Origin of the sequence: Stenotrophomonas sp. GD03877 (assembly GCF_029840555.1) — a bacterium.
In the GTDB taxonomy this organism is placed as follows: domain Bacteria; phylum Pseudomonadota; class Gammaproteobacteria; order Xanthomonadales; family Xanthomonadaceae; genus Stenotrophomonas; species Stenotrophomonas geniculata.
This window is the reverse complement of record NZ_JAOCCT010000068.1, coordinates 1-3,213: the sequence shown is the minus strand read 5'-3', so window position 1 is coordinate 3,213 and position 3,213 is coordinate 1. Positions and strand designations below refer to the sequence as shown.

The following is a 3,213-nucleotide window of genomic DNA, read 5'->3' as shown; positions in this document are numbered from 1 at the left end:
TGTCGTAAAGCCAAGGCAACTTGAGGTTATATGGTCAAGCCTCTCGGATCATTAGTATCAGTTAGCTCAATACATTGCTGTACTTACACACCTGACCTATCAACCACGTAGTCTACATGGTTCCTTCAGGGGGCTTGTGCCCCGGGAGATCTCATCTTGAGGCGCGCTTCCCGCTTAGATGCTTTCAGCGGTTATCGCTTCCGAACATAGCTACCCGGCAATGCCACTGGCGTGACAACCGGAACACCAGAGGTTCGTCCACTCCGGTCCTCTCGTACTAGGAGCAGCCCCTCTCAAATCTCCAACGCCCATGGCAGATAGGGACCGAACTGTCTCACGACGTTCTGAACCCAGCTCGCGTACCACTTTAAATGGCGAACAGCCATACCCTTGGGACCGACTACAGCCCCAGGATGTGATGAGCCGACATCGAGGTGCCAAACACCGCCGTCGATATGAACTCTTGGGCGGTATCAGCCTGTTATCCCCGGAGTACCTTTTATCCGTTGAGCGATGGCCCTTCCATACAGAACCACCGGATCACTAAGTCCTAGTTTCCTACCTGCTTGATCCGTCGATCTTGCAGTCAAGCACGCTTATGCCTTTGCACACAGTGCGCGATGTCCGACCGCGCTGAGCGTACCTTCGAGCTCCTCCGTTACTCTTTAGGAGGAGACCGCCCCAGTCAAACTACCCACCATACACGGTCCCCGACCCAGATAATGGGCCCAGGTTAGAACGTCAAGCACGACAGGGTGGTATTTCAAGGATGGCTCCGCCACAGCTAGCGCCATGGTTTCATAGCCTCCCACCTATCCTACACAGACGAACTCAACGTTCAGTGTAAAGCTATAGTAAAGGTTCACGGGGTCTTTCCGTCTTGCCACGGGAACGCTGCATCTTCACAGCGATTTCAATTTCACTGAGTCTCGGGTGGAGACAGCGCCGCTGTCGTTACGCCATTCGTGCAGGTCGGAACTTACCCGACAAGGAATTTCGCTACCTTAGGACCGTTATAGTTACGGCCGCCGTTTACTGGGGCTTCGATCAAGAGCTTCGCCTTGCGGCTGACCCCATCAATTAACCTTCCAGCACCGGGCAGGCGTCACACCCTATACGTCCACTTTCGTGTTTGCAGAGTGCTGTGTTTTTGATAAACAGTCGCAGCGGCCTGGTTACTGCGACCCTCTTCAGCTATAGCTCGCACGAGCCACCAAAAAGGGTGCACCTTCTCCCGAAGTTACGGTGCCATGTTGCCTAGTTCCTTCACCCGAGTTCTCTCAAGCGCCTGAGAATTCTCATCCTACCCACCTGTGTCGGTTTACGGTACGGTCTGCGTAAGCTGAAGCTTAGGAGCTTTTCCTGGAAGCGTGGTATCAGTGACTTCGCCATAAAGGCTCGTCTCGGTGCTCGGTCTTAAAGGATCCCGGATTTGCCAAAGATCCAAACCTACCGCCTTTCCCCAGGACAACCAACGCCTGGTACACCTAACCTTCTCCGTCCCTCCATCGCACTTACGCGAGGTGCAGGAATATTAACCTGCTTCCCATCGACTACGACTTTCGTCCTCGCCTTAGGGGCCGACTCACCCTGCGCCGATTAACGTTGCGCAAGGAAACCTTGGGCTTTCGGCGTGCGGGTTTTTCACCCGCATTATCGTTACTCATGTCAGCATTCGCACTTCCGATACCTCCAGCAGACTTCTCAATCCACCTTCAACGGCTTACGGAACGCTCCTCTACCGCGCATAACAAAGTTATGCACCCCAAGCTTCGGTTCTGTGCTTAGCCCCGTTAAATCTTCCCCGCAGACCGACTCGACCAGTGAGCTATTACGCTTTCTTTAAAGGGTGGCTGCTTCTAAGCCAACCTCCTGGCTGTCTGTGCCTTTCCACATGGTTTTCCACTTAGCACAAAATTTGGGACCTTAGCTGTGGGTCTGGGTTGTTTCCCTTTTCACGACGGACGTTAGCACCCGCCGTGTGTCTCCCATACAGTCCGTCTCGGTATTCGGAGTTTGCAATGGTTTGGTAAGTCGCGATGACCCCCTAGCCATAACAGTGCTCTACCCCCGAGAGGATACATATGAGGCGCTACCTAAATAGCTTTCGAGGAGAACCAGCTATCTCCGGGTTCGATTAGCTTTTCACTCCTAATCACACCTCATCCCCTACCTTTGCAACGGGAGTGGGTTCGGGCCTCCAGTGCGTGTTACCGCACCTTCACCCTGGGCATGACTAGATCACCCGGTTTCGGGTCTACTGCCCGCGACTATGCGCCCTTATCAGACTCGGTTTCCCTTCGCCTCCCCTATACGGTTAAGCTTGCCACGAACAGTAAGTCGCTGACCCATTATACAAAAGGTACGCAGTCACTCCTTGCGGAGCTCCTACTGCTTGTACGCACACGGTTTCAGGTTCTATTTCACTCCCCTCTCCGGGGTTCTTTTCGCCTTTCCCTCACGGTACTGGTTCACTATCGGTCGGTCAGTAGTATTTAGCCTTGGAGGATGGTCCCCCCATGTTCAGACAGGGTTTCACGTGCCCCGCCCTACTCGTCTTCACTGAAATGGCCCTTTCAGATACAGGGCTATCACCTTCTATGGCCGCTCTTTCCAGAGCGTTTTCCTAGAACCAAATCAGCTTAAGGGCTAGTCCGCGTTCGCTCGTCGCTACTTACGGAATCTCGGTTGATTTCTTTTCCTCTGGTTACTTAGATATTTCAGTTCACCAGGTTCGCTTCCAGCAGCTATGTATTCACTGCAGGATACCCGCAAGCGGGTGGGTTTCCCCATTCGGACATTACCGGATCAAAGCTTGTTGCCAGCTCCCCGATACTTTTCGCAGGCTGCCACGTCCTTCATCGCCTCTGACCGCCAAGGCATCCACCGTGTGCGCTTATTCGCTTGACCATATAACCGCAAGTTGCCTTGGGTTATACATGTGACCCGGGGGTACAAAGCCCGGATACGAATATAACGACTCAATCAATAAAGAGACTTATGTCTCTCGCCTTAGCCTCACGACACGTCTGATAGAACATCTCAAACGCTCGCTACGTCACAAGTTTTAAAAGAACACGTACCAGCCACAGTGCTGATGCGTATAAAGATCGATTGTATGCGTCATTCAGAGAATGGTGGGTCTGGGTAGACTCGAACTACCGACCTCACCCTTATCAGGGGTGCGCTCTAACCACCTGAGCTACAGACCCG

At 53.1% G+C, this 3,213-nt stretch carries 1 tRNA gene and 1 rRNA gene; both read right to left on the bottom strand.

The features are described 5' to 3' along the window. Positions 1 to 30: 30 nt before the first annotated feature. Positions 31 to 2,910: ribosomal RNA gene (locus tag N5D20_RS24555) — 23S ribosomal RNA — on the bottom strand. Positions 2,911 to 3,135: 225 nt separating this feature from the next. Continuing rightward, positions 3,136 to 3,212: transfer RNA gene (locus N5D20_RS24550), tRNA-Ile, on the bottom strand. Position 3,213: the final 1 nt, after the last annotated feature.